Here is a 26,593-nt window from a genome sequence, read left to right on the forward strand (position 1 = left end):
AATACTAGTATTTTGGAAAATATTCGAATGGGGAGACAAACAGCCACAGATGAAGAGGTTTTACGTGCGGCACGTTTAGCTAATGTGGATGCTATCGTGGCTAAGTTACCTCAGGGTTATCAGACTATCATTGGTGAGAATGGCTCTAAATTATCAGGTGGAGAACGGCAGCGCATCTCGATTGCTAGAGCCTTTTTGAAAGATGCTCCGATTATTTTACTTGATGAAATGTCAGCGTCGTTGGATGTAGAAAATGAAATGGCAATCCAAAATAGTATACGTCAACTGATTAAAAACAAAACAGTCATTACCGTCTCTCATCGCATGAAGTCCATTGAAAAAGCTGATCATATCGTCGTCATAGATAAAGGGAAGGTTCAAGCAAAAGGCAATCACGAGTCTTTACTTGTTCAATCAGAACTCTACCGAAATATGGTTATTAAGTCACGTCTCAGTGATGACTTTAGTTACTAAAAAAGTTCGTCTTAGAGTAGATTTAGCTGAAGTCACAAAAGAAAAAGAGAGGAGAAAGTAGCCTCTCTTTTTGGCTTTGTGTTTGACGTTAGAGGCAATCTTGACAAGATTAGCTTAAAATGATTTAATTAAGTCTACTTAAAATATAAATAAACATAAATTAAAAAATAAAGTTGGGTGAAAATGAAACGTTCGATACGAGTGATTTTGACTTGTCTAATAGCTCTTCCTTTACTAGCCTGTCAGGCTAAAAGTTCTCACAATCAAGAAAAAGAAAAGGATAAAGTAAGGCTGGCTTGGGGAGAAGATTTTGGAGACGTCAACCCTCACCGGTATAATCCTGATCAGTTTGTGATTCAAGATATGGTTTATGAAGGTCTGGTGAGATATGGCGACAATGGTAAGATTGAACCTGCTCTTGCGCAAAGTTGGCAGATTAGCCCAGATGGTAAAACCTACACCTTCACATTACGTCAGACCCAGTTTTCGGATGGTAGTCAGTTTGATGCTCAAAATGTTAAACGTAATTTTGATAGCATTTTTTCTCCTTCGAATAAGGGAAATCATAATTGGTTTAGTTTGACCAATCAATTAGCCTCTTATCGTGTTTTGGATGCATAGCATTTTGAGATGACATTGAAGGAGCCTTATAGTGCCACGCTTTATGACTTATCAATGATTCGTCCTATTCGCTTTTTGGCTGACAGTGCTTTTCCAGAAGGGGATGATACCACAAAGAACAATATCAAAAAACCTATTGGGACAGGGCAGTGGATTGTGACAGACAAAAAAGCCAATGAATACATTACCTTTAAACGAAATGAGCATTATTGGGGGAAAAAACCAAAACTAAAAGAGGTGACAGTCAAAGTGATACCAGATGCTCAAACGCGGGCACTAGCCTTTGAGTCTGGTGATATTGATCTCATTTATGGTAATGGCATTATTGGATTAGATACCTTTGTCCAGTATGCTAATGACAAGAAGTATGTAACTGATATTTCACAGCCCATGTCAACAAGGCTGCTTTTGCTAAATGCTAAGGAGCCTATTTTCCAAGATAAGACAGTAAGAAAAGCTATGAATCATGCCATCGATAAGTCTTCGATAGCAGAGAATACCTTCCGTGGTACAGAAATGGCAGCAGAAACCATTTTTTCAAAAGCAACACCTCATTCAGATGCAGGGTTGATTCCTTATGATTATAACTTGGACAAGGCTAAAGCCTTATCGGATCAATCAGGTTGGAAATTAGGTAAAGATAAGATAAGACAAAAAGATGGGAAGCCTCTGCGTTTGCGTCTTCCTTATATTGCAAGTAAAGCCACCGATAAGGATTTGGTCACTTATTTCCAGGGCGAATGGCGAAAACTTGGTATTGAGGTGTCATTGATTGCTATGGAAGAAGATGATTATTGGGCAAATGCCAAGAAAGGAAATTTTGATTTGATGTTAACCTATTCCTGGGGAGATCCTTGGGATCCACATGCATGGATGTCTGCTTTAACAGCCAAGACTGATCATGGTCATCCTGAGAATATTGCTCTAGAAGCCTTGCCAAGCAAGCCAGAAATAGATAGTCTTATCAAATCAGCCTTGGTAGATCCTGATGATGCAAATGTAGATAGAGATTATAAAAAAAGTCCTTTCCTTATTGCATGAGGAAGCGGTCTATATTCCGCTAACTTACCAATCCGTTTTATCTGTCTACCGAAAAGGCGATTTTAAAATGATTCGCTTTGCGCCAGAAGAAAATGCCTTCCCGCTAGCTTATATGGAACGATACCATGCTTCTTAGAGTTAGGCCTTTCCTTCTTAAATGCCTATCCACAGCTTCGGCTCTTTTAGTGATTTCGTTACTGACGTTTGCTTTAGTCAAGCTATCATCGGTTAATCCAGAAGAAAACTATCTTCGCCTTTCAAAAATTAGTCTCAGTCAAGAGGCTATTCAAGAGGCAGAGCACTATCTAGGTTTAGATAAGCCTTGGTGGCAGCAATATGGTATTTGGCTTAGTCGTGTTTTAAGGGGGGATTTTGGTCAGTCTTATCTTTTGAAACGTCCGGTTTTACCCTTGGTCTTAGAACGATTTGGCACGACATCACTGTTAGCTTTTTGTGCTTTTGTGCTGATTGTTTTAGTTTCAACGCCCATAGGTATCTGGAGTGGGCTTCATGAAGGGAGTCATTTGGATTCTGTCGTCCGTTTACTGACTTTTTCTAGCGTTTCTTTACCCAGTTTTTGGGTGGCTTATTTGTTAATTTTATTATTTTCAGTCAAGCTCAATTGGCTTCCATCATCAAGGGGACAAGAAGCAAATAGCTTGATTTTGCCGAGCATTACCTTGAGTTTTTCTCTTATCGGTCAATACATTGCCCTCATTCGAAAGGCTATCAGTGAACAAGCAAGGAGTTTGCATGTAGAAAATGCTAGACTGCGTGGAGTCAAACAGAGTTATCTTATTCAGAACCATTTGCTGAGAAATGCGCTTCCTGCTCCAGTCACTGCTATGAGTTTAAGCTTTGTTTATTTATTGACAGGTTCCATCATTGTGGAGGAAGTCTTTTCTTGGAATGGTATTGGACGCTTGTTTATTATGAGTCTAAGAGCCTATGACCTCCCGGTCATACAAGCCTGTATGTTACTATTTGGAACGCTATTTTTGCTCAATAACCTTGTGACCCAATGCTTGGTGAGCTGGATTGATCCGCATTTGCGACAAACAAAGGAGGTACCATGTCAAAACGATTAGTCATCCCCCTTTGCACCATGAGCATTTTGCTAATGAGCGCTCTACTTGCTCCTTTCATGGCTCCCTATGACCCTCGGGCTATTGATATCTCTCATAAACTATTAGCACCTAGCCCTCATCACTGGTTAGGGACAGATCAGTTAGGAAGAGATATTTTTTCGTGTCTCCTTCACGGTGCCCGCTATTCGATAGGGATAGCTCTAATCATCAGTAGTCTTGAGTTGGGAATCGGTGCTTTTGTGGGGCTTCTCGTGGGTTGGTTTCAAGGAAAAACAGAAGGTCTCTTTTTGTGGTTAGCTAATCTGATTTCAGCTTTTCCTAGTTTTTTATTGTCTTTAGTTACGGTTGGCATTTTAGGTCAAGGGTTAGGCAACTTGGTGATTGCTATTGTAGTTGTGGAATGGGTTTATTATGCTAGATTAATGACTAATTTAGTCAAAAGTGCCAAAAAGGAAGCCTATGTTATCAACGCACAAATGATGGGGCTTTCCTTTTGGAATATTCTCAAAACTCATATTCTCCCCTTTGTCTATCAACCCATTTTAGTCATGGTCTTTATGAATATAGGCAATATCATTTTAATGATTTCTGGTTTTTCTTTTTTAGGAATAGGGGTACAACCTAATGTGACGGAATGGGGAATGATGCTACATGATGCTAGAGCTTATTTTCGAGTGGCCACCTGGATGATGATCTCACCAGGAATAGCTATTTTTATAACTGTTTTTGTTTTCAATAGCCTAGGAGAAGCGCTTGACCAAAAAGATAGGATGATAAGATGGAAAAATTAATTGTTAACAACGTGTCCTTAAATTTAGGGGACATTGCTTTCTTGAAAGACTTTAATTTTGAGTTAAATAAGGGAGAGTCTTTGACTATTATCGGAGAAAGTGGATCAGGAAAGACGCTGTTAACCAAGCTATTGCTTGGGTAATACCCGCAAGAAATGACTTTAAAAGGAGATATTCATTATCAAGGGATTAATCTGAGGCAATTGACTTCTAAAGAATGGCAAAAAATCAGAGGTCGACGGATTGCTTATCTAGTTCAAAATCCAATGGCCATGTTTAATCCTTTTCAAAAAATTGGAAGTCATGTGCTTGAGACCACTTTAAGCCATGAGCAAAAATCAAAGAAAGCTTGTTTAACACAAGTCTTGGATTGGATGCAACGCTTGGGCTTACAAGATGCAGACGCTCTGTTTAAAAAGTACCCTTTTGAGCTTAGTGGTGGTATGCTACAACGTGTCATGTTAGCCATTATCCTTTGCCTTGATCCACAAATGATTATTTTAGATGAGCCGACGTCGGCACTTGATTGTCATAATTGTTCAAATCTGTTTACGATTTTAAAAGAATTGCAAGATAGAGGCAAAACCTTGATTACCGTAACTCACGATTTTCAGTTAGCGCAAGCTTTAGGTGGACAGTTGATGGTCATCAACAAAGGTCACATAGTAGAGCAAGGATTGACAGAAGCTGTCTTTAGTCAACCTAAAGAGGCTTACACCAAGTCTTTGCTGAACCAATCACGAATATGGGGAGAGATTAGCTATGCTAGTTTGTAAGCATGTTGGAAAACGCTATGGTAGTGAGTGGGTTTTAAAAGACTGCAACTTTCGCTTAGCACAAGGACAAGTCATGGGCATCATGGGGAAAAGTGGTTCTGGCAAGACTAGCTTAGCTCGTCTTCTTGTTGGGTTGGAAACAGCGACTTCAGGTAGCATTTTAGTTGATGATAAGCGCTATAACCCAAAAGTGGATGGTCCCAAAATTCTTTTGGTTTTTCAGGACGCTCTTAATGCAGTTAATCCACGATTTAGCGTTTCGCAAGTTCTTAAAGAAGCCTTGCCAAGTCAAGTTCAGGACCAAGCTTTAAGAGATATCTTACAAGCTGTTGGATTAGATAAGGTTTGTTTAAGTCAAAAAGCTAGACAGCTTAGTGGAGGGCAGTTGCAGCGGCTGTGTATCGCAAGAGCATTACTCTTGAAACCAAAAGTCATTATCTTTGATGAATCTTTAAGTGCATTGGATCCTTTGACACAAGTGAAATTGTTGGAACTCTTAGATGAGCTAAAGAATCGCTACCAGCTTAGCTATATTATGATTTCTCACGATCCTAAGATTTGTCAGGCTATTTGTGATCAGCTTTTCGTCATGAAAGACGGCATGCTTGTCGAAAATCATAGTTTCTTGAAATCGGTTTGTTCCAGTTCTTGTTTGAACTTTAGTTAATAAAGACTTGCTTTTACCCTTTTATTTGTCTAAAACTTATCAAGCAATCCAGAAAGAAAACGTTTAAGTGGCTGTCATTGCCCTATTAAAATTTTTGCTTTTGTGGTAGAATAGTAAGGACAAAATAAGGAGAACATAATAGTGGAACCTAAATATCAACGCATATTAATTAAGTTATCTGGTGAGGCATTAGCGGGAGATAAAGGTGTCGGTATTGACATTCCTACCGTTCAATCGATTGCAAAAGAAATTGCTGAATTGCATGATTCAGGTGTTCAGATTGCACTTGTTATTGGCGGCGGAAACCTTTGGCGCGGAGAACCTGCTGCAGAAGCTGGCATGGATCGTGTTCAAGCAGACTACACGGGTATGCTTGGGACAGTGATGAATGCTCTTGTCATGGCAGATAGCTTGCAACATTATGGAGTTGACACGCGGGTACAAACCGCTATCCCTATGCAAAATGTGGCAGAACCCTATATTCGTGGGCGTGCCTTGAGACACTTGGAAAAAGGACGTATTGTCGTCTTTGGTGCTGGTATTGGCTCACCTTATTTTTCAACGGATACGACTGCTGCGCTACGTGCTGCTGAAATTGAAGCAGATGCCATTTTAATGGCTAAAAATGGTGTTGATGGTGTCTATAATGCAGACCCTAAAAAAGATGCTAATGCCGTTAAGTTTGATGAGTTAACCCACGGTGAAGTCATCAAACGTGGTCTAAAAATTATGGATGCTACCGCTTCAACCCTTTCCATGGACAATGATATTGATTTGGTTGTCTTTAATATGAATGAAGCTGGCAATATCAAACGAGTGGTCTTTGGTGAGCACATCGGAACGACCGTATCAAATAAAGTTTGTGATTAAAGCAAAAATGACATAGAAAAAGGAGAGTAACCTACCATGGCTAATGCAATTATTGAAACAGCTAAAGAACGCTTTGCACAATCACATCATTCCCTTTCACGCGAGTACGCAAGTATCCGTGCTGGACGTGCGAATGCTAGTCTCTTGGACCGTATCAAAGTGGAATATTACGGCGCTCCAACGCCATTGAACCAATTGGCATCCATTACAGTGCCAGAAGCGCGTGTGCTATTGATTTCACCATTTGACAAATCATCTATCAAAGATATTGAACGTGCTCTTAATGCTTCTGATTTAGGAATCACACCAGCTAATGATGGTTCTGTGATTCGTTTAGTCATTCCAGCATTGACGGAAGAAACGCGTAAAGAACTGGCTAAAGAAGTGAAAAAAGTGGGTGAAAATGCTAAAATTTCCATTCGTAACATCCGCCGCGATGCTATGGATGATGCTAAAAAGCAAGAAAAAGCCAAAGAAATCACTGAAGATGAATTGAAAACTTTAGAAAAAGATATTCAAAAAGCAACTGATGATGCCATCAAAGAAATTGACAAGATGACAGCTGACAAGGAAACAGAACTACTTTCTGTTTAATCCCAAAAGCCTTTCCAAAAGCTTGTGATTGAACTTAAGTAACATAGCGTAAGGAAAGGTAGGCGACAAAGCCAGAAGCATTTGTTTTTGACTTGTCCCTGCCTTTTTTAAAGAAAGATGAAAGATATGAATGATATACTGGCAACCGTGATTACTGGCTTAATCCGAGAAGAAAATGACAAATCTTATTTTGTCCAAAAAGAAGGCTTCATCTTTGCCTTGGCAAAGGAAGAAGGTGAGCACAAGGTAGGCGATATGGTGACAGGCTTTGCCTACACTGATATCAAACAAAAAGGACGCTTGACCACAAAAGACATTAAGGCTACTAGAACCTCTTATGGTTGGGGCGAAGTCACTGATGTCCGTCGTGATTTAGGGGTTTTCGTGGATGTGGGTATCCCAGATAAAGAAATTGTCGTTTCCTTGGATGTCTTACCAGAAATGAAAGAGCTTTGGCCTAAAAAGGGTGATAGACTTTACATCACCTTGACCGTGGACAAAAAAGACCGTTTGTGGGGCTTGCCGGCAGAACCAGAAGTATTCCAAAAGTTAGCTAGTCCAGCTTACAACAATATGCAAAACCAGAACTGGCCAGCTATTGTTTACCGCCTCAAATTGACTGGAACCTTTGTCTATCTTCCTGAAAATAACATGCTTGGATTTATTCATCCAAGTGAGCGTTTTTCTGAGCCACGTTTAGGACAGGTTTTAGACGCTAGGGTTATTGGTTTTAGAGAGGTTGATCGTACTCTTAACTTATCCTTGAAGCCGCGCTCTTTTGAAATGTTAGAAAATGATGCTCAAATGATTTTGACATACTTGGGGTCAGCCGGTGGCTTTATGACCCTTAATGACAAATCGTCACCAGAAGACATTAAAGCCACTTTTGGTATTTCAAAAGGCCAATTTAAAAAAGCTCTTGGTGGTTTGATGAAAGCTAAGCGCATCAAACAAGATGCTTCAGGAACCGAATTAATCTAACCAAAAAGCTTTGCCTCAGGCAAGCTTTTTGGTTACAATGAGACCACAAAAGCAAGTTTAAAAGAAATGGAGTGTAGAGTTTGGAAAGAGCGATATTTGCAGGTGGCTGTTTTTGGTGTATGGTACAACCTTTTGAAGAAAAAGAAGGCATTTTATCTGTCAGAAGCGGTTATACAGGAGGTCATGTGCCAAATCCGACTTATGAAGCAGTTTGTTCCAAAACAACAGGACATACAGAAGCCGTAGAAATTATCTTTGATCCTGAGAAAGTCAGTTTTGCTGAATTGGTTGAGATTTACTGGGCGCAGACAGATCCAACCGATGCTTTTGGACAATTTGAAGATCGCGGAGATAACTACAGGCCTGTGATTTATTATTTCGATGGTCGCCAAAAGACTATTGCAGAAGCTTCAAAGGAGGCTTTGTCAGCCTCAGGTCGATTTGATCAACCCATTGTCACTACGATTGAGCCAGCAGAGCCTTTTTACCCAGCAGAGGACAGACATCAAGGGTTTTATCGTAAAAATCCATGTCGCTATGAGCAAAGCAGTGCGATTCGTCACCGCTTTTTGGAGGAGAACTGGTCATGAGAAAATCTTTTTACACCTGGTTGATGACGCAACGTCATGCCAAGTCAAATCCACCAAGTGCCATTTTAGCTGACTTGGCCTTTGATGATACCACTTTTCCAAAACATAGTAGTGACTTTGAAACCATAAGCCGTTATTTAGAAGATGAGGCTCGTTTTTCGTTTAATCTAGGAGACTTTGACCGTATTTGGGAAGATTATTTAGCCCATTAAGTAGCCGATAGCTGAAAAATCCATGCCTTTACACATGGATTTTTGTTTTGCTTTTTCTGTAACAAAAGTCTCTAAAGATTACAGGTTGACATCACTTCCTTTCAATAGCATGACATCCCCTTTTTAAGGGAAAATTTATGGTATTATGTATAGCAGAAATAAGATAACTAAAAAGGAAGATATCATGATTTTTAATAAAAAGAGTTTATTTGCTTCAACCCTTGTATTATCAATGGTTCCCCTAGCAACTGCAGAAGCACAAGTATGGACGCCACGTACTCTTGCTGAAATTAAAGCAGAAGTCAAAAACGAAAATGGGACACAGACCTATGTGGTCAAATATGGTGATACCCTTAGTACTATTGCAGAAGCTATGGATATTGATGTTCATGTCCTTGGAAATATCAATAATATTATCAATATTGATTTGATTTTCCCAGATACAGTCATTACAGCTAGCTACAATAATCAAAAAGAAGCGACTTCTTTAACAGTAGCTCCACCATCAGCACAAGAAGCTACGGCTCCAGTAGCAAGTGCAAACTTAGAGACTAATCAAGTTACATATGACAATACTACTGTTCAGGTAGATGACTTGCAATCACAAGCTCCTCAAACCACGCAGGTGACAGAAGAAGTCCCAGTAGCTGAGCAAGCTCCAAGTCAAGAAGAAGCAACAAGCTCTGAAGTCATTGAAAATCCAGCTCAAGCAGCAGATCAGTCTGGTGAAGTTCCAGCTGAATTGATGGCTGGAGAAGAGCCAGTTGAAGCTTCAGTGGCTCCAGAAGTCCCAGCTGAAGTCCCAGTAGAAGAAACTACTGAGGTAGAAGCTGTAGCTACAGAGCCAGCAGCACAAGAAGCTCCTGCTCAAGAAATGCCAGAAGAAGCTGCGCCTGAAGCTGAAGTAGCAGCGCCAGTTGACACAACTGCAATCGCAACATCAAATGGACTAAGCTATGCTCCAAATCATGCTTACAATCCAATGGATGCTGGCTTACAACCACAAACAGCTGCCTTTAAAGAAGAAGTGGCATCAGCTTTTGGCATTACCTCATTTAGTGGTTATCGTCCAGGAGATCCAGGAGATCACGGAAAAGGCTTAGCTATTGATTTTATGGTCGAAAATAGTTCTGCTACAGGAGATAGTGTTGCCCAATACGCTATTGACCATATGAGCGATAAAGGGATTTCTTATGTGATTTGGAAGCAACATTTCTATGCGCCTTTCCAAAACATTTATGGACCTGCCAATACATGGAATCCGATGCCTGATCGTGGTGATCAAACTCAAAACCATTATGACCATGTTCACGTTTCTTTTAATGGCTAATAGGTTAAAGAAAGCTTTTGGTTAGGAAGTAAGTTTTCAAATGAAGACTCTTAATCAGGATATTTGATTCATTTTAAAATCACGCTTAGGCGTGGTTTTTTCTTTTTAGACAGTTTTGTCACACTTTCTAAAAAAGTTCAAAGATGACAGTTTTCGTTAGCACAAGTTCTTAAGAAGGAGTAAAATAGGCAGTATTAAAGGGGAATAAAATCCGAACTTCTTGTGAGTAGGGGATTATTCTCTAAAAGTAAGGATAATCTTTTAAGAGGGGTAATCGTACTTGAGACTTTAGCCATTTAAAGAAACTCAGGTCACGATTTTTCCTATCATCATTAGATTCTTTTGTTTCGTTGAGTGATTCAAGGAGGTCTTAAGATGTATTATAGTAGTGGAAATTATGAAGCATTTGCTAATCCTCGTAAACCAGCAGGCGTTGATCGTAAATCAGCTTACATAGTGGGTTCTGGATTAGCTGGTCTAGCAGCAGCGGTCTTTTTAATCCGAGATGGACAGATGCAAGGTGACCGCATTCATATCTTTGAAGAATTGTCGCTATCGGGTGGCTCCTTAGATGGAATCAAAAAACCAGAACTAGGATTTGTGACACGTGGTGGTCGTGAAATGGAGAACCATTTTGAGTGTATGTGGGATATGTACCGTTCTATTCCATCACTTGAAATACCAGGAGCATCCTATCTTGATGAATTTTACTGGTTAGATAAAGATGACCCAAACTCATCTAATTGTCGTCTGATTCATAAAAGGGGCAATCGTGTAGATGATGACGGCCAGTATACCTTAGGAAAACACTCTAAAGAGTTGATTAATCTCATTATGAAGACAGAGGATTCTTTGGGAGACCAAACCATTGAAGAATTTTTCTCAAAAGAATTCTTCCAGAGTAATTTTTGGATTTATTGGGCAACCATGTTTGCTTTTGAAAAATGGCATTCTGCTGTTGAGATGCGTCGATATGCTATGCGTTTCATTCATCATATTGATGGTCTTCCTGATTTCACATCATTGAAATTTAATAAGTACAATCAATACGATTCAATGGTTAAACCTATTCTTGCTTATTTGGAATCACACGGGGTGACTTTCCAATTTGATAGTAAGGTAACTGGTATAACGGTTGATCTTGAAGCAGGTCAAAAAGTTGCTAAATCCATTCAATTAACCGTCTCAGGAGAGGCTCAAAAAATCGAATTAAGTCCTGATGACTTGGTTTTTGTAACCAATGGCTCTATCACTGAAAGTACTAATTATGGTAGCCACCATGAAGTGGCTAAACCTAATAAAGAATTGGGTGGCTCTTGGAATTTATGGGAGAACTTAGCAGCGCAGTCAGATGAGTTTGGGCATCCTAAAGTCTTTTATAAGGACCTTCCTGCAGAAAGTTGGTTTGTATCAGCCACAGCAACCATCAAGAATCCAGCTATAGAACCTTATATTGAACGGTTGACGCATCGTGATTTACATGATGGTAAGGTCAATACGGGCGGTATTATTACCATTGTTGACTCCAATTGGATGTTGAGTTTTGCCATTCATCGTCAACCACATTTTAAAGAACAAACAGAACAAGAAAGCACTGTTTGGTTATATGGACTATATTCCAATGTCGAAGGGAATTTTGTGCATAAGAAAATTGAAGAGTGTACGGGACAAGAAATCACTGAAGAATGGCTCTATCACCTCGGTGTGCCAGAAGAAAAAATCAAAACACTGGCTAGTCAAGAGTCTATTAATACGGTTCCAGTTTACATGCCTTATATTACCAGTTACTTTATGCCGCGTGTGACAGGTGACCGTCCTAAAGTCATTCCAGATGATTCAATCAACCTCGCTTTTATTGGTAATTTTGCAGAATCACCATCACGCGATACCGTCTTTACTACAGAATATTCTATTCGTACAGCCATGGAAGCTGTTTACAGTCTTTTGAATGTGGAAAGAGGGATTCCTGAAGTCTTTAACTCCATTTATGATGTTCGTGAGCTCTTGAAATCCTTCTATTATCTCAATGATAAAAAAGCCCTTAAAGAGATGGACCTTCCAATACCTGGTTTAATTGAGAAGATTGGTTACAAGAAGTTACAGGGAACTTTTGCGGAAGAATTACTAAAAGAAGCGCATTTACTTTAAGTCATTTTATCTTGACCTACAAAAAAACACATCCCTCAAGGGGTGTGTTTTTGATTTTTGTCTTATTCTTTAACTAATTCTTCCTCGTGTTTCGCTAGAAGAAGGTAGCCTACTGCAGAGAAAGCAGAGAGGCCTGCAACGACAACGTATGACCAGAACCAACCAAAACTATCCGTTAAGATAGGCATTAACCAGTTAGCTCCCATATTACCAATAAGGTAAGCTGTTACACCAACGAATCCTATAGCCGTTCCAGCTACATTTAAAGGAACAAAGTTTGAATAGGTTACACTAAACTAGACAGAATTTATAAAGTGTTCTACACTAAAGAAAATAGGAGAATATTATGTCTAGAAAAATACGTCGCCACTTCACCGATGACTTTAAGCAACAAATCGTTGACCTTCACAATGCAGGGATGAAACGAAGTGAGCTTATCAAAGAATATGAGTTAACCCCATCAACCTTCGATAAGTGGGTACGTCAGGCTAAAACAACTGGTTCCTTTAAAACTATTGATAATCTTACAGATGAGCAGCGTGAACTGATTGAACTCCGAAAGCGTAATAAAGAACTCGAAATGCAGTTAGATATCCTAAAGCAAGCGGCGGTGATTATGGCACGAAAAGAGAAGTAATCACTGCTAATAAAGACAAATATAGCATTTCAGCCATGTGTCGTTGGTTGAACATTCCTCGTTCTAGCTATTACTACAAGGCTGTTAAACCAGTCTCTGAAGCGGAACTTGAAGAAAATATCAAAGCTATTTTTCTCGAAAGTAAGGCCAGATACGGGGCTAGGAAAATCAAGAAATGTTTGGAAAATGAAGGCATCCAGCTGTCTCGTCGTCGGATTCGTCGCATCATGCACAAACTCAACTTAGTATCCGTTTATCAGAAAGCAGCCTTCAAGCCACATTCAAAAGGGAAGAATGTGGCAGCTATTCCTAATCACTTAGCCAGACAATTTCATCAAGAAAAGCCTCTAAATGCTTTAGTAACAGACTTAACCTACGTTCGTGTCGGTAATAGCTGGGCTTATGTTTGCTTGATTATTGATCTCTTCAATCGTGAAATCATCGGTTTGTCAGTTGGTTGGCATAAGACCGCCGAATTGGTTAAACAAGCGATTCAGAGCATCCCTTACGCTCTGACCAAGGTCAAGATCTTCCATTCTGATCGTGGGAAGGAGTTTGATAATCAGCTGATTGATGACATGTTGGAAGCTTTTGGAATCAATCGTTCTCTAAGCCAAGCAGGCTGTCCCTATGACAATGCGGTAGCTGAGAGCACCTATCGCGCTTTCAAAATTGAATTTATTCATCAAGAAACCTTTCAGTCACTGGAAGAATTAATCCTTAAAACGAAAGATTATGTGCACTGGTGGAATTACCATCGCATTCATGGCAGTCTCAACTACCAGACACCCATGACATGGAGATTAATTGCTTAAAGAAAAAAGCACTTTATAAATGTTGTACAGAAAAGTGTTGCCTTTTCAGTTGATGGTTAAAATGTTAACAATTAATTGAGGGCCATAGATAAGTGATCCTAAAATACCTGAAATGATTAACAAGAAGAGGTAGTCAGGTGCCCCGCTAGCTGTGATGTATTCGTAGACAAAGACAATACCAGACATGGCAAAGAGTCCAATAACACCAATCTTAGCCATCTTATTAGGGTATTTAACGGCTAACCAAGCAAAAATCAAAGATCCTGGGATAGTAACCCATTCTAAAATGGAGATCGCAAAATGAATTTTAGCCTCTGGCAGGTTAGCGACTTCGGTGAGATAGATAGGCATCCAGTCTTCGATACCAAAGCGAACGAAGTATAGTGCCACATTCACAGCAGCTACTAATAGTAAGGATGGGTTACAAAAAACGTATTTCCAAATCAATTGCCAATAGCTGAGGTTACCTTTTTCTTCTTCAGAAGCCACATTTGACTCCCCTGCTTCACCAAACATTGTTCGTAAAGAGTCCAGACCTTCGGTTTCAGGGTTATCTCCACCAAATTTCCAACAAATAGCAGCAAAGGCTAAGACAAATAGCCCAGGAATTAAGAAAGCTAATAAGATATTTCCTGTTTCTGGAACAACCAAGCCAGCACTAGTGAATGACGCAATGGTCAAAGGTAAGAGGGCAGAACCGGCATTTTGTGAAATGTTCCAACCAGCAATGGCACCACCGCGGGTTTTATTAGGAAAATAATTAGCAATCATAGCTTGAGAAGCTGGAGCCAAGGCTCCTTGCACCACACCACAAAGAAAAAGCAGAATCCCTAGTGTCAACATAGAGGTGTGGAAAAAAACCAATCAAGATACAAATTAAGGCACTAGCCCCTAAGCTAGTTGCAAATAATTTGCGTAAACTAACACGATCTCCCAAAGCTCCCATGTAAAACTTCGCTAATCCATAAGAGACGGTCAAGCAAGATAGGAGGGTAGCGATTTGTGACTTATCCCAACCGTTAGTTATCATAATGGTATTAGACATTAACTTAAAGTTATTACGTACCAAATAGGCACAAACATAACCAAAAAAGGCAATTAAGAAAACGACTTTTTGGCGTTTTAAAAATCGAGCAAAGGTCTCAGGGTGCTCTTGTTCATAGTGGTGAATCATAACTTACTCCTCGTTGTTTTGGTGTATCATCAATTGATAAATTTTTATTAAAGTATCATAACAATTAAATAGTCTAACAGAGAAAACTATAATAGTCAACGCTTTCATAAAAATAAAATGAGAAAGATGCAAGTGAGCTAAAAGGTGAACTGAAGATAAAATCCTACATTTCAGTAGATTTTTGTTATAATACTAGGTAGAAAATAAAGAAAGAGGGACTCTATTTGCAAGAGTATTCTGTTGATACAACACTAAATCACCCAGATGATGTCTTGGCTTTGTTTGGGACTAATGAGCGACATCTAAAAGTAATGGAAGATCATTTAGGAGTGATTATTCATGCCAGAACGGAACGTGTCCAGATTATTGGAGATGACCAATCTTCGGTTGAGCTGGCAAGACAGACCATTCAAGCCCTCCTTATATTGGTTGCTCGAGGGATGATTGTCAATACTTCTGATGTGGTCACTGCCCTATCAATGGTTGAGTCTGGTCAAATCGACAAGTTTGTTACCCTTTATGAAGAAGAAATCATTAAGGATAATTTTGGAAAGCCTATCCGTGTTAAAACGCTAGGTCAAAAAGCCTATGTTGACAGTGTCAAACGTCATGATGTGGTCTTTGGGATTGGTCCTGCGGGTACCGGTAAGACCTTTTTAGCCGTTACCTTAGCGGTTACTGCTTTAAAACGTGGTCAAGTTAAGCGTATTATTTTGACGCGCCCTGCTGTAGAATCGGGTGAGAGCCTTGGCTTTTTACCAGGTGACCTGAAAGAAAAAGTAGATCCTTACTTGAGACCAGTCTATGATGCACTTTATCAGATTCTAGGAAAAGAGCAGACTACGCGTTTGATGGAACGCGACATTATTGAAATTGCTCCTTTAGCCTATATGCGTGGGCGTACCTTGGATGATGCCTTTGTCATTTTGGATGAAGCTCAAAACACAACCATCATGCAAATGAAAATGTTTCTTACTCGACTTGGTTTCAATTCTAAAATGATTGTTAATGGTGACACCAGTCAGATTGATTTACCGCGTCAAGTCAAATCTGGTCTGATTGATGCTGCTCAAAAATTAAGTCACATTAAAGCCATTGATTTTGTGTATTTTTCAGCTAAAGATGTGGTCAGACACCCCGTTGTGGCAGAAATCATTAATGCCTATGAGGATAAAGCAACAAAAGAACTTCAAAAAGCTATTGAAGAAAGCAAACCCAAATCTGCTTTAACTAGCTACGAAGTGATTGGTGAATTGCCAGAAGATGATGACAAGTAACTCCAGTTTTTGAGGAGAAATTGCTATATAAGGAGAGTGATATGGATGCTATTTGTCAAGCGATCATGTCAGACCCAGATAACCAGTATTATACAAAAAAAGGGATAAAGCCCCTCTACACGGCTCCAGAAACAGCCAAAATCCTTGTTGTGGGACAGGCTCCTGGGATTGTTGCTCAAGAAACAGGACTTTATTGGAATGATAGAAGTGGTGTCCGGCTTCGAGAGTGGCTTGGCGTAGATGACAAGACATTTTATAATTCTGGATTATTTGGTATTTTACCAATGGATTTTTATTATCCAGGTAAAGGAAAGGCTGGGGACTTACCTCCTCGTAAAGCATTTGCTGCCAAGTGGCACCCACCATTATTGGCAAAAATGCCACAATTAGAATTAACTATTCTAGTGGGGTGGTATGCTCAGCGTTACTATCTGATGGACCAAAGCTACAAAAATCTAACAGAAACGGTCCATCATTTTCAAGACTACCTACCAAATGTCTTTCCCCTCGTTCATCCATCGCCTCGCACCCAGATTTGGTTAGCTAAAAATCCATGGTTTGAAAGAGAGCTTTTGCCACATTTACACAAGAGAGTTGCAGGCATTATACAGAAATAATCTTGTCAGTCACTAAAGGCTTATGAGAAGGGATGGGGTACCATTCCCTTTTTTTATTGCCTTGTGGTATAATGGAAGTTAGAACTATCAAAAGATTATTGAAAGGATGAGAAGATGATGGCTTAAGCCTTTGGCTGATGAGGTATATTGACATACACAGTTTAAAAGTTATCTTCTAAAATCTGATATTATGTATATTGAGATGATTGACGAAACGGGACAAGTTTCGCAAGAGATTATTGAGCAAACCATTGATTTGCTCAATTTTGCTGCTCAAAAAACCGGCAAAGGCAAAGAAGAAAAAGAAATGTCTGTTACCTTCGTGACCAATGAAAGAAGTCACGAATTGAATTTAGAATACCGTGATACGGATCGTCCGACAGATGTGATTTCTTTAGAGTATAAGCCAGAAACACCTATTTTATTTGACCAAGAGGACTTAGAAGCAGATCCTGACTTGGCAGAAATGATGTCTGAGTTTGATGCTTATATTGGAGAATTATTTATTTCTGTGGATAAGGCGCAAGAGCAAGCAGCAGAATACGGCCATTCCTTTGAACGTGAAATGGGTTTTCTTGCGGTGCATGGCTTTTTACACATCAATGGCTATGACCATTACACCCCTGAAGAAGAAAAAGAAATGTTCACCTTACAAGAAGAGATTTTGACTGCTTATGGCCTTACACGACAATAACACTAAGCGTAAATGGAAAAACAGAACCGTAACGGCTAGTTTGGAATTTGCTCTGACAGGAGTTCTAACGGCCATTAGAGAAGAGAGAAATCTAAAAAGTCACCTGGTATCAGCCGTCTTAGCAAGTTTAGCAGGGATTATTTTTGGGATTTCAGCCATAGAATGGCTCTTTCTTTTGTTGGCTATTTTTTTAGTCATCACCTTAGAAATTGTCAATTCAGCCATTGAAAATGTGGTAGATTTGGCTAGTGACTATCACTTTTCCATGCTAGCTAAAAATGCCAAGGATATGGCAGCAGGAGCAGTACTTGTCATATCGTTTTATGCTGTTCTTACTGGAATTATTATCTTTGCTCCAAAAATTTGGGGCATCTTATTTGGAAACTAAAAAGGAAAACTTATGGGATTTAAATCAGGCTTTGTAGCCATTTTAGGGCGACCAAATGTTGGAAAATCAACATTTTTAAACTATGTCATGGGGCAAAAAATTGCCATCATGAGTGATAAGGCGCAAACAACGCGTAACAAAATCATGGGGATTTACACCACTGAGACCGAACAGATTGTCTTCATTGATACACCAGGTATCCATAAGCCTAAAACGGCCCTTGGAGATTTCATGGTTGAATCAGCCTATAGCACCTTGCGTGAAGTTGAAACGGTGATTTTTATGGTGCCAGCTGATGAAAAGCGTGGTAAGGGCGATGATATGATTATAGAACGCCTAAAAGCTGCAAAGATTCCCGTTATTTTAGTCATCAATAAGATTGATAAAATCCACCCAGATCAGCTCTTAGAGCAAATTGATGATTTTCGTAGTCAAATGGATTTTAAAGAAATTGTTCCTATTTCTGCAACACAGGGCAACAATGTTAACCGTTTGATGGAAATCTTGAAAGCCAACTTAGAAGAAGGTTTCCAATATTTCCCAGAAGACCAAATCACTGATCATCCTGAGCGTTTCTTGGTATCAGAAATGATTCGTGAAAAGGTCTTGCATCTAACCAAGCAAGAAGTTCCCCACTCAGTTGCAGTAGTGGTGGAATCCATGAAGCGAGATGACGAAACTGATAAAGTACATATCAGAGCGACTGTTATGGTTGAACGTGACAGCCAAAAAGGAATCATCATAGGCAAGCAAGGTGCTATGTTGAAAAAGATAGGTCAAATGGCCCGTCGTGATATTGAACTCATGCTAGGTGACAAGGTCTACTTAGAAACTTGGGTCAAAGTCAAGAAAAATTGGCGAGACAAAAAGCTAGACTTAGCTGATTTTGGTTATAACGAGAAAGAATACTAAGAGAGTTTTGAGTTACTATGAATGAAAATAAGACTAATATTTTTCTTGGTTTTTTGGATTAGGAGTTATTGCGACAGTAGCATATCTTAGTCTTGAATGGTTTTTGAGATTGCTATCCATTTTGAAAACATACGATGCAATTATTATAGCTGCTATTATTACAGGATATTTTGCCTATAAAGCTTCAGGTGGCTGAGTATGGAGAATTTTTTGCTAATCATCATTTCGATTTTTCAAATTTATTTGATTTATTTATCACTAAAAGGTTCTGATAAACATAATAGAATTATTGAAATTACTGGAATAAACACTTTCTTTATTCTCTTTTTAATTTATCATCACATCAATTTCTTCTTTATGGGATATATCATTTTACCCATGGTGCTAGTTAATTTCAAAATATCTCAAATTGTAAGCTAGTATGATTTGTTCAATCCTCAATTGCAGCCCTGTCATGCCCCTATCCAGTGTTCGTTCCATATCAAAAAGGGAACAAAGTTCTGAAAATCTAGTCTCAATGGTTCGTCTCATAGCCATTAGTTTCCAATGATTATGCTGTTTAGCCCCTTCCATATTTTGACGCAAGGGAGTCCAGAGGTGATAGCCATTTTGCTTCAACTCATCTTTCAGCTCACGGTTAAGGTAACCTAAGTCTGCTAAAATGACGGATTGTTCACACCTTTCTAGCAACTCGTAAACTGCCTTAATATCATGAACAGAGGCTGGGCTGACAACATAATTCAGAATGTAGCCTGATAAGGTCACTAGCATGTGAACCTTAAAACCGTAAAACCACATATGTTTAGAGGCGGTGTAACCAATATTAGCTATCCCATTGAAAAGTCTGACCCTGTGGTTACGAATAGATTGACAAAGTGGCAAAGGAAAGCTGTCTATAATAACAATGGTATTGGGAGAAATTTGAGTGTTCATTGCCTGACGAATCACTTGAACCAGCCAAATCAACTGTCTTGCACGCCTATTAAAGCGACTTCTTTCTAGTAATGTACCGCAGGGAAATAGCTGACAAATCCTATAAAAGTGACGTTGTGATTTAATACCTAGTTCAGCTTGTAATAGCAGTAAAACTAGAAGAGATTGGTCTGAAACTTTGGACAGACAGACGTTACGACGGTGTTTGAAGTCTTCCGGACAATAATCTTGATAAAACTGAGAACAAATTTTTGATAGTTGACGCATATTCCATTGTAAGTGATGGGATTTAGCTGTATACTGTAAGTGGCTCATTTGGACTAACCTCCTGTTTGTGTAGGCACTTACAGTATAGTCCTTTTGGGCTTTTTATTGTATTTTGAGATTAACTAGCACCACGGGTATCATTTTTGTTATTTTCATATTAGGATTATATAGAAAATCGTAAGAGTTCTCGTGGTGAAATCAATTCTTTTTTGTTGAGACTTGAGATGACATTATTTTTTGAGTGGTATGGTAGGGGCAGCTGAAGGAGTAACATTTTGTGCTCAAGGAGACTCATATGAAGTTACTAAAACTTTTTTTCTTGATTTTTTTAACAATCTTACTAAGTTTGGTGATTCAAATTCCAACTTATTTGGGAATGAATTATTTTGAAAACAATACTGTTTGCAAAATCCTGATAGGATTAGCAGTTTTTTTATTAATATTTGGTGTATTGTCTCTTATTAGAAGGAAATGTTTTCCCAATATCCCTAGAAATCAAAATATATCTTTAAGAACCACACTGCAATGGACAGTGTTGTCGTTCCTTCTAGTTATTGGTATAAACTCAAGTTTACTGGCTATGGGATTTGATGTGCATTCTGCCAATAATGAAGATATTATACAGGAACTCTTCTCTGCCAATATGTGGTTTATGATGGTTGGTATTCATATGTTTGGACCAATTTTGGAAGAGATGCTTTTTAGAGGAATTTTTCTGGAGAGTTTGATAAGGTTGTATCCAGATAATAAATACTTCAATCTGTCTCTCTCGGCATTCATTTTTGCATTTGCTCATACCTACACCGTCTCCTTCTCCCTACTTGATTATTTTGTAGGTGGCTTATTGTATAGTGTCTTATATTATCGTTCAAGAAGATTGAGAGACAGTGTAATTGCTCATATATTGACAAATATCTTAATCACAGTAATATTAATGGCAAATTTGCTGATGTGATGATTGAATGAAAAAATTGAAGAATCAAATGACTAATAAAAAAGTTAAACCATTAACGACAACTGATTTGAGCCACGTAACAAGTGGCGATAATGAAGCTTATGATTTTTGGTATAGAGTAGGCAAAGGTATCAGAAAAGTATGGATACAGCTGGAAAAGCAGTTTGTGGTGTAGCAACATGGTGTTAATTGATATTTTTAAAATGAAATCATAAATTTTGTCGGAGTATGATTTGATCAAAAAACAAGACGATTGGTAAATGTTAAATAGGAGTAAATAGAATGAGTGGTGTCTTTAAGAAGTGTCTTACCTTTATTATGTCAATGATATTCTTTATATTTATGACTATTTTTATTCAAACTCCGGTTGTTGCTACATTTAATAATGAACGGATTAATCTTAGTCCAGGGATCGATGGAGATTTTTTAAGAGTAATAATTTGCATTGTTTTTATAATGCTTTGCCTTTATTTACTATCACTCTTAGCGAGATGCTTTGGTGTAGATTTGAGTATCGATCAGTTTAAGGAAAAAGAGATAGCGTATAAACCTTTAGTGATATATGTATCGGTAACACTTTTAGTAACGTTACTCTATTTAATGCTTTTATTTATTGGGAATGGTTATAACGTAGGATTTGTACCAGACCAAATTTCAGAAATGTCTTATCAGCCAGTAAAATTCATATTATTTCTTTTACGACTGTAGTTTCTCAACCAATCTTGGAGGAGCTTTTATTTCGAGGAATATTGCAAGAAAAGTTATCACGCGTTTCCTTTTGGTTAAGCATCATTGTGACATCGGTGATATTTTCGTATATTCATGGAAATGACTCTATATTTAATACTCAATTAATCAGTTCTTTGTTATATGGAATAGCTTATCAAACAAGTAAGGATTTAAGATTTCCTATTGTTATCCATTCTCTGCAGAATTTAATAGTACTTCTTACAGTTGTTTTGCTAAAGTAAGTAGTGAGAATTAATAAAAATAACCGGGATAATTATAGTAATGAAAAGATTTTGACAATGACAAAACAATAATAAATATGACTGAGCTAACAAGTATTTCAGGTGGCTCCCAAAAAAGTTATTGTAATGGTCTAATTACAGGACGCATCTGGAAGAAAAAGCTTCTTAGGCAAAAAAATGTAGTTTCAGATTATAGTTTCCCTTAAAGCTATAATGAAGACAATTAGTAAGTAAAATGAACAGTATAGTTATCTCAAGCATTTTGATGGCGTCTTAGAATCAAAATGCTTTTTTTGATATCCAAGCCATTTTGTAGTCAAAAAATATAATAGAATTTATCTATTAAATAAGAAAAAGCATTGTCTTAAAGGAGAGGTCGCTATGGAACTGGGTGAAAGTTCTCTAGAAAGCTGTTTCCTCTCTTAAAATCTGTTTTTAGGTATTGCTTGTTCGTAAATCTAAACAACATGTTTTGAATGTCTTAATGAATATAACTCTTAGTTAATAGGACTCAAGGAGTTGTTACATAAAGATATTCCAAGACTAAGATTAAAAAATATTGTACGTTATAAAAGTATTGTTGCCTTTATAAGGCTATGATAAAATATAATTAAAAAAAGGCTTTCAATGAAATAAGGAAAGGTTTTGAAGCTCAAAAAAGTAAGTTTTGTGACATACTCGCTTGAAAAGGCAACACTTTTCTGTACAACATTTATAAAGTGCTTTTTTCTTTAAGCAATTAATCTCCATGTCATGGGTGTCTGGTAGTTGAGACTGCCATGAATGCGATGGTAATTCCACCAGTGCACATAATCTTTCGTTTTAAGGATTAATTCTTCCAGTGACTGAAAGGTTTCTTGATGAATAAATTCAATTTTGAAAGCGCGATAGGTGCTCTCAGCTACCGCATTGTCATAGGGACAGCCTGCTTGGCTTAGAGAACGATTGATTCCAAAAGCTTCCAACATGTCATCAATCAGCTGATTATCAAACTCCTTCCCACGATCAGAATGGAAGATCTTGACCTTGGTCAGAGCGTAAGGGATGCTCTGAATCGCTTGTTTAACCAATTCGGCGGTCTTATGCCAACCAACTGACAAACCGATGATTTCACGATTGAAGAGATCAATAATCAAGCAAACATAAGCCCAGCTATTACCGACACGAACGTAGGTTAAGTCTGTTACTAAAGCATTTAGAGGCTTTTCTTGATGAAATTGTCTGGCTAAGTGATTAGGAATAGCTGCCACATTCTTCCCTTTTGAATGTGGCTTGAAGGCTGCTTTCTGATAAACGGATACTAAGTTGAGTTTGTGCATGATGCGACGAATCCGACGACGAGACAGCTGGATGCCTTCATTTTCCAAACATTTCTTGATTTTCCTAGCCCCGTATCTGGCCTTACTTTCGAGAAAAATAGCTTTGATATTTTCTTCAAGTTCCGCTTCAGAGACTGGTTTAACAGCCTTGTAGTAATAGCTAGAACGAGGAATGTTCAACCAACGACACATGGCTGAAATGCTATATTTGTCTTTATTAGCAGTGATTACTTCTCTTTTCGTGCCATAATCACCGCCGCTTGCTTTAGGATATCTAACTGCATTTCGAGTTCTTTATTACGCTTTCGGAGTTCAATCAGTTCACGCTGCTCATCTGTAAGATTATCAATAGTTTTAAAGGAACCAGTTGTTTTAGCCTGACGTACCCACTTATCGAAGGTTGATGGGGTTAACTCATATTCTTTGATAAGCTCACTTCGTTTCATCCCTGTATTGTGAAGGTCAACGATTTGTTGCTTAAAGTCATCGGTGAAGTGGCGACGTATTTTTCTAGACATAATATTCTCCTATTTTCTTTAGTGTAGAACACTTTATAAATTCTGTCTAGTTTAGTGTAACCTATTCATTTTGTGACATACTCGCTTTTTATGAGTTTGTGATAATATTTTCTTAGACTCATAGGTTTATAGTGCTTACAGTTAATAAAGCAGGGGATTTGATATTATAATATGATCTCTCTCAAAAATGATGTGTCTATGTATTCTACATTGAGGAGTGCTTATGAAAAGATTCTTTGTTATGTTATCCAACTTGCTAACTAGTTTATTTTTAGTTTGGATGTTCACTATTTGGTCTGATACGTATGTTTCCCATTACTACCCGAGTGTATCAGTTCATACTTCCAAGACAGAGGTAAGTTTTGAAAAGCTTGCAGATAGACTATCATATTTAGCGAAAGAAACAGATAGTCTCATTGCCATGCAGCATCAGGAGCCTGACGCTGAGGGAAAGACAGTCTTTACTTATACCGTATTTGGACAAGGAAAATTACCTGAGCATCTTTCTGAAAAAAACCACAAAGATGCTACTAGAAGTAGTCTTGCCACTAACTATTTTATCTTCCGAGGCAATCTTACTGTTGAGCGTTTGACTAGTGTCCTTAAGCATGCAGGGTTGGAACATTTATACCCCAATCTTCCTTCCAGTCTTAGTGTATTAGCTTCTGTCTTTAGTAGTGGCTTTCAGTTGATTGCCTTATTGATTTTTCTACTAACCTTCGGAGTGCTTAGTCTAATCAGTCAAATCCTAAACTTACGAAGTGCTGGGATACGGCTGATATCTGGTGAAAACAGATGGAACATTTTTTTAAGACCTTTTTCTCAAGATCTTATCCATACCTTAATAGGATTGGTTCTTGGATTGCTCTTTGCCGTTCTTTTAAAACCGTTTTTCCCATTTCCTTTGATAGCCCTTAAGACCCTAGTCACTGGATTAATCCTCTATAATAGTTGTCTTCTCTTTATTAGCTTATTTTTTGTAGTACTATTTGCGACTAGCATCACAAAAATCCCTTTGATGCAGGTCATTAAAGGCCAAATTCCAGTTAGAGGCATTATCAGCCTTATTTTAATAGGTCAATTGTTAGCTGTTATTATCGTTTCTATCGGGGTTAGTCGAACCTCTATTTATTCCAAGGCTTGGCAAAAGCAAGAACAGGGGCAAGTAGCTTGGCGTCAAGAAAGTTCCTTGATTACCTTGTCTCTGGGTCGTGATGGTGTGGACCCACGACAAAGTCAGGAAGAAATCACTCGTAAGCAAAAAGTCTAGTTTAATCTCTTAAATCAGGCAATTTCAGAAAATCGTGCCTTTGTATCACAGCATCAGTTAGTGGAAAGAGTTATGAAAAACGGGATAAGCTCTGCGAAAAGCGTTACTTCTTCGACGAAATGGCATGATTATAGTCCGCAAGGTAATGTCTTAATGGTCACACCTCAATACTTGAAACATCAAAAAATTGACCTTTCACCTAAAATTGAGCATAAACTGAATCAATTAACTACGGGAGAGTTTGTTTTCCTCTTACCCGAAAAGCTTCGTTCAAAAGAGAAACACTATCAATCAGTTTTTGAAGAAGAGATAAGTCGTCGTATGTCCAGCCAAGAGAAGCATCAAGAGATGCTGGCTACTGTATCCTATCTAAGAACTGGTCGTGATAGATTTGTCTACAACACAACTCCGATCTCTTATCAGCAGTTTTTAAGAGATCCAATCATTGTTGTTTTCACACCTCAATCAACAGGAGAGCAATCTTACGGTTACTGGGAAAAACTTCTAGGGGATTACATCTTTTTTGAAAACTTAAAGGATGCCAAAGCGCTTATTAAGCAATATGGAATTGATAATTGGGTTGGAGAACTAAAATCGGGTCATGAGATTCACCAAACTTTGTTGGATAATCTTAAAAGAGAAAGCTGGATAATGCTTGCTGGAGCTGTGCTTGGGATAGCTACCTCCATCTTGTTGTTTCATACAATGAATCGACTCTACTTTGAAGAATTTAGACGGGTCATTTTTATTAAACGCATTTCTGGGTTAAGGTTCTTAGAAATTCATCGACACTATCTCTTAGCTCAGTTTATGGTATTCTTGTTTGGTTTCTTTATCAGTATTTTCTTTCGAGTAGGGATAATACTGGCATTTTTAGTCTTGCTATTATTTATTGGGCTATCGATTTTACAGTTACATATTCAAATGAAAAAAGAAAACAAGATGTCCATGATTATTTTGAAAGGAGCATAAGATGATTCGATTAGAAACAGTAAGTAAGCAGTTTGGTGAGCGTTATTTATTCTCAGAACTCTCTATGACTTTTGAGACCGGAAAGGTTTATGCCTTAATCGGCTCAAGTGGCAGTGGCAAAACGACATTGATGAATATGATGGGGAAACTAGAACCCTATGCTGGCAAGATTTTTTATCGTGATAAGGAGCTGGGGCAATACAGAGCTAGTGATTTTTTCCGTCATGAATTAGGGTATCTCTTTCAAAATTTTGGTCTCATCGACAGTCAAACTATCGAGGACAATTTAAAGCTAGGTCTGATTGGAAAAAAGTTAAGTAAGTCTGAACAACACAAAATGGAAAAAGAGGCTCTAGAAAGAGTGGGCCTGTCATATCTTGGTCTTGATAAACGAATTTATGAATTATCTGGAGGGGAATCCCAAAGGGTTGCTCTAGCCAAAGTGATCTTAAAGAATCCTCCCTTTATTTTAGCGGATGAACCAACAGCCTCGATTGACCCTGAAACGTCAAAGATTATTATGGACATTCTTCTCTCGTTGAGAAATGAAAATCGACTTATTATTATTGCAACGCATAACCCATTTATCTGGGAAATGGCTGATGAGATTATCTCAATGGATGAGCTTAGATAAGGTTTACTGTTAATAGTTCACTATCTACATATCTATGTTTTTATTTATTTTATTAGT

The 26,593-nt window shown here is 38.3% G+C and carries 24 protein-coding genes and 5 pseudogenes; 25 read left to right on the forward strand and 4 right to left on the reverse strand.

What is annotated here, in order from left to right:
- Positions 1-12: 12 nt before the first annotated feature.
- The 13 genes and pseudogenes from STRIC_RS12860 (at position 13) to STRIC_RS04000 (ending at position 12,183) form a co-directional block, all read left to right on the forward strand.
- Positions 13-474: an ATP-binding cassette domain-containing protein gene (locus tag STRIC_RS12860; RefSeq protein WP_268741217.1), complete on the forward strand. Its 462-nt coding sequence runs from the start codon at positions 13-15 to the stop codon at positions 472-474.
- A gap of 183 nt (positions 475-657) precedes the next feature.
- A pseudogene (gene nikA / locus STRIC_RS03945) lies at positions 658-2,272 on the forward strand (nickel ABC transporter substrate-binding protein).
- Entirely contained in the window at positions 2,262-3,224 is a 963-nt protein-coding gene (locus tag STRIC_RS03950) for an ABC transporter permease (RefSeq protein WP_008088593.1), read from the forward strand. The pseudogene nikA and the gene STRIC_RS03950 overlap by 11 nt, the downstream one beginning before the upstream one ends.
- On the forward strand, positions 3,209-4,015 hold the full coding sequence (locus STRIC_RS03955; protein WP_008088205.1) for an ABC transporter permease: 807 nt from the start codon (positions 3,209-3,211) through the stop codon (positions 4,013-4,015). The genes STRIC_RS03950 and STRIC_RS03955 overlap by 16 nt, the downstream gene beginning before the upstream one ends.
- Positions 4,003-4,791 (forward strand): annotated as a pseudogene (locus tag STRIC_RS03960) (ATP-binding cassette domain-containing protein). The gene STRIC_RS03955 and the pseudogene STRIC_RS03960 overlap by 13 nt, the downstream one beginning before the upstream one ends.
- The gene (locus STRIC_RS03965; RefSeq protein ID WP_008088356.1) at positions 4,778-5,458 is read left to right on the forward strand and encodes an ABC transporter ATP-binding protein; all 681 of its coding nucleotides are present in this window, start codon (positions 4,778-4,780) and stop codon (positions 5,456-5,458) included. The pseudogene STRIC_RS03960 and the gene STRIC_RS03965 overlap by 14 nt, the downstream one beginning before the upstream one ends.
- 141 nt (positions 5,459-5,599) lie before the next feature.
- Positions 5,600-6,328, forward strand: a complete 729-nt coding sequence (pyrH, locus tag STRIC_RS03970) for a UMP kinase (protein ID WP_008088194.1) — start codon at positions 5,600-5,602, stop codon at positions 6,326-6,328.
- 36 nt (positions 6,329-6,364) lie between these two features.
- Entirely contained in the window at positions 6,365-6,922 is a 558-nt protein-coding gene (gene frr / locus STRIC_RS03975) for a ribosome recycling factor (protein WP_008088157.1), read from the forward strand.
- Positions 6,923-7,048: 126 nt separating this feature from the next.
- A complete protein-coding gene (gene cvfB / locus STRIC_RS03980; RefSeq protein ID WP_008088540.1) occupies positions 7,049-7,903 on the forward strand; it encodes an RNA-binding virulence regulatory protein CvfB in 855 nt (284 codons plus the stop codon).
- Between the two features lie 80 nt (positions 7,904-7,983).
- Positions 7,984-8,493, forward strand: coding sequence for a peptide-methionine (S)-S-oxide reductase MsrA (gene msrA, locus STRIC_RS03985; RefSeq protein ID WP_040831941.1), 510 nt, complete (start codon positions 7,984-7,986; stop codon positions 8,491-8,493).
- Entirely contained in the window at positions 8,490-8,705 is a 216-nt protein-coding gene (locus STRIC_RS03990) for a YozE family protein (RefSeq protein WP_008088508.1), read from the forward strand. Before msrA ends, STRIC_RS03990 begins: the two co-directional genes overlap by 4 nt.
- Before the next feature lie 184 nt (positions 8,706-8,889).
- Entirely contained in the window at positions 8,890-10,035 is a 1,146-nt protein-coding gene (locus STRIC_RS03995) for a LysM peptidoglycan-binding domain-containing protein (RefSeq protein ID WP_008088478.1), read from the forward strand.
- Positions 10,036-10,410: 375 nt separating this feature from the next.
- Positions 10,411-12,183 carry an oleate hydratase gene (locus STRIC_RS04000; protein ID WP_008088387.1) on the forward strand — a complete coding sequence of 591 codons (1,773 nt, stop codon included), beginning with the start codon at positions 10,411-10,413 and terminating at the stop codon, positions 12,181-12,183.
- A gap of 62 nt (positions 12,184-12,245) precedes the next feature.
- On the opposite strand, the pseudogene STRIC_RS12610 reads toward STRIC_RS04000, so the two are convergent.
- Positions 12,246-12,461 (reverse strand): annotated as a pseudogene (locus tag STRIC_RS12610) (MFS transporter); the annotation flags it as partial.
- Positions 12,462-12,529: 68 nt separating this feature from the next.
- Here STRIC_RS12610 and STRIC_RS04010 point away from each other — a divergent pair.
- A protein-coding gene (locus STRIC_RS04010) for an IS3 family transposase (RefSeq protein ID WP_156033570.1) occupies positions 12,530-13,635 on the forward strand; the annotation gives its coding sequence in 2 pieces (ribosomal slippage) (positions 12,530-12,806 and positions 12,806-13,635; 1,107 coding nt in all).
- Positions 13,636-13,680: 45 nt separating this feature from the next.
- On the opposite strand, the pseudogene STRIC_RS04015 reads toward STRIC_RS04010, so the two are convergent.
- Positions 13,681-14,680: pseudogene (locus STRIC_RS04015) on the reverse strand (MFS transporter).
- A 353-nt stretch (positions 14,681-15,033) separates the two neighbouring features.
- Between STRIC_RS04015 and STRIC_RS04020 the strand changes: the two are divergent.
- The 5 genes from STRIC_RS04020 (at position 15,034) to era (ending at position 18,697) form a co-directional block, all read left to right on the forward strand.
- Positions 15,034-16,086, forward strand: a complete 1,053-nt coding sequence (locus STRIC_RS04020; RefSeq protein WP_008088283.1) for a PhoH family protein — start codon at positions 15,034-15,036, stop codon at positions 16,084-16,086.
- A gap of 41 nt (positions 16,087-16,127) precedes the next feature.
- Positions 16,128-16,703: a uracil-DNA glycosylase family protein gene (locus tag STRIC_RS04025; RefSeq protein ID WP_040831944.1), complete on the forward strand. Its 576-nt coding sequence runs from the start codon at positions 16,128-16,130 to the stop codon at positions 16,701-16,703.
- A gap of 190 nt (positions 16,704-16,893) precedes the next feature.
- A complete protein-coding gene (gene ybeY, locus STRIC_RS04030) occupies positions 16,894-17,397 on the forward strand; it encodes an rRNA maturation RNase YbeY (protein WP_008088359.1) in 504 nt (167 codons plus the stop codon).
- The gene (locus STRIC_RS04035; RefSeq protein WP_008088257.1) at positions 17,378-17,785 is read left to right on the forward strand and encodes a diacylglycerol kinase family protein; all 408 of its coding nucleotides are present in this window, start codon (positions 17,378-17,380) and stop codon (positions 17,783-17,785) included. Before ybeY ends, STRIC_RS04035 begins: the two co-directional genes overlap by 20 nt.
- Positions 17,786-17,797: 12 nt before the next feature.
- Positions 17,798-18,697, forward strand: coding sequence for a GTPase Era (era, locus tag STRIC_RS04040; protein ID WP_008088076.1), 900 nt, complete (start codon positions 17,798-17,800; stop codon positions 18,695-18,697).
- Between the two features lie 384 nt (positions 18,698-19,081).
- Here the strand turns inward: era and STRIC_RS04050 are convergent, their stop codons facing one another.
- Complete coding sequence (locus STRIC_RS04050) at positions 19,082-19,945, reverse strand: IS982 family transposase (RefSeq protein ID WP_008088535.1); 864 nt, start codon at positions 19,943-19,945, stop codon at positions 19,082-19,084.
- 247 nt (positions 19,946-20,192) lie between these two features.
- Between STRIC_RS04050 and STRIC_RS04055 the strand changes: the two genes are divergently transcribed.
- The 4 genes from STRIC_RS04055 to STRIC_RS13045 all read left to right on the forward strand — a co-directional run bounded on the left by STRIC_RS04055 (position 20,193) and on the right by STRIC_RS13045 (position 21,823).
- Positions 20,193-20,852 (forward strand): CPBP family intramembrane glutamic endopeptidase, encoded by a 660-nt coding sequence (locus tag STRIC_RS04055; RefSeq protein ID WP_008088317.1) that lies wholly within the window; start codon positions 20,193-20,195, stop codon positions 20,850-20,852.
- A 28-nt stretch (positions 20,853-20,880) separates the two neighbouring features.
- Complete coding sequence (locus tag STRIC_RS12100) at positions 20,881-21,027, forward strand: hypothetical protein (protein WP_156033579.1); 147 nt, start codon at positions 20,881-20,883, stop codon at positions 21,025-21,027.
- 107 nt (positions 21,028-21,134) lie between these two features.
- Positions 21,135-21,560 carry a hypothetical protein gene (locus tag STRIC_RS04060; RefSeq protein ID WP_008088585.1) on the forward strand — a complete coding sequence of 142 codons (426 nt, stop codon included), beginning with the start codon at positions 21,135-21,137 and terminating at the stop codon, positions 21,558-21,560.
- Positions 21,561-21,574: 14 nt separating this feature from the next.
- Complete coding sequence (locus STRIC_RS13045; RefSeq protein WP_162097584.1) at positions 21,575-21,823, forward strand: CPBP family intramembrane glutamic endopeptidase; 249 nt, start codon at positions 21,575-21,577, stop codon at positions 21,821-21,823.
- Between the two features lie 731 nt (positions 21,824-22,554).
- On the opposite strand, the gene STRIC_RS04065 is transcribed toward STRIC_RS13045, so the two are convergent.
- Positions 22,555-23,660 (reverse strand): IS3 family transposase gene (locus STRIC_RS04065; protein ID WP_156033581.1). Its coding sequence is split into 2 segments (ribosomal slippage): positions 22,555-23,384 and positions 23,384-23,660, totalling 1,107 coding nucleotides; the frame shifts between segments, so codons are not numbered across the junction.
- 223 nt (positions 23,661-23,883) lie between these two features.
- Between STRIC_RS04065 and STRIC_RS12620 the strand changes: the two are divergent.
- Positions 23,884-25,902, forward strand: a pseudogene (locus STRIC_RS12620) (DUF1430 domain-containing protein).
- Position 25,903: 1 nt separating this feature from the next.
- Positions 25,904-26,536, forward strand: coding sequence for an ABC transporter ATP-binding protein (locus STRIC_RS04085; RefSeq protein ID WP_008088531.1), 633 nt, complete (start codon positions 25,904-25,906; stop codon positions 26,534-26,536).
- Positions 26,537-26,593 lie beyond the last annotated feature (57 nt).

It is taken from the genome of Streptococcus ictaluri 707-05, from assembly GCF_000188015.2.
Lineage (GTDB): Bacteria > Bacillota > Bacilli > Lactobacillales > Streptococcaceae > Streptococcus > Streptococcus ictaluri.